Raw genomic sequence first — 547 nt, 5'->3', positions numbered from 1 at the left:
CGGCCATCCGAGGTCACATCCTCCGAATCATCATCCTGCAAGATGATCTGATCGGCGATGACACGAATCAATTGACCATGTTCGTTCGTGAACGCCCAATACTCGCGATCTCCATATCCGATATCGACGACGACGTTCGCCTCACGGTACCCGGACAAGTCCCCACCATCAACATTGATCAGTTTATAGCCGGAGAATTGATTGTTATCCGAATTTGTGACCGTTTCTTCGGCTGTTGCAGGTTCTTCTGCAGTCGTCTCCGTATTTGCGTCGTCTGTGCTCGTTTCGGTCGTCTCGACGACTTCTTCTGTTTGAGTAGCAGGCTCCTCTGCTTTCTCATTTGTAGAAGGGGTGTTTTCACTGGTACAACCGGCCATCAGCAGGATGGCCAAAGGCAAGGCTAAGTAGGTAAATTTCATTTTGTTCTCCTTATAGCATGTATATATGTAGATAAGTCAATACGATCTATGTTCAATTATATCCTCCGCATGTTTACGATGCGCCAATCCTTCACGTTTTGTTCGTCCATATGTTGAGTGACGCGTTC

Annotated in this window: 1 pseudogene; it reads right to left on the bottom strand. The window is 47.2% G+C overall.

From position 1 onward, the window contains the following. Positions 1–419 (bottom strand): annotated as a pseudogene (locus tag KNP95_RS16130) (DNA/RNA non-specific endonuclease); the annotation flags it as partial. Positions 420–547 lie beyond the last annotated feature (128 nt).

It is taken from the genome of Exiguobacterium sp. s36, from assembly GCF_018618345.1.
Taxonomy (GTDB): Bacteria; Bacillota; Bacilli; order Exiguobacteriales; family Exiguobacteriaceae; genus Exiguobacterium; species Exiguobacterium chiriqhucha.
The sequence above is the reverse complement of the archived record's forward strand: the minus strand, read 5'-3'. Positions and strand labels throughout refer to the sequence as shown.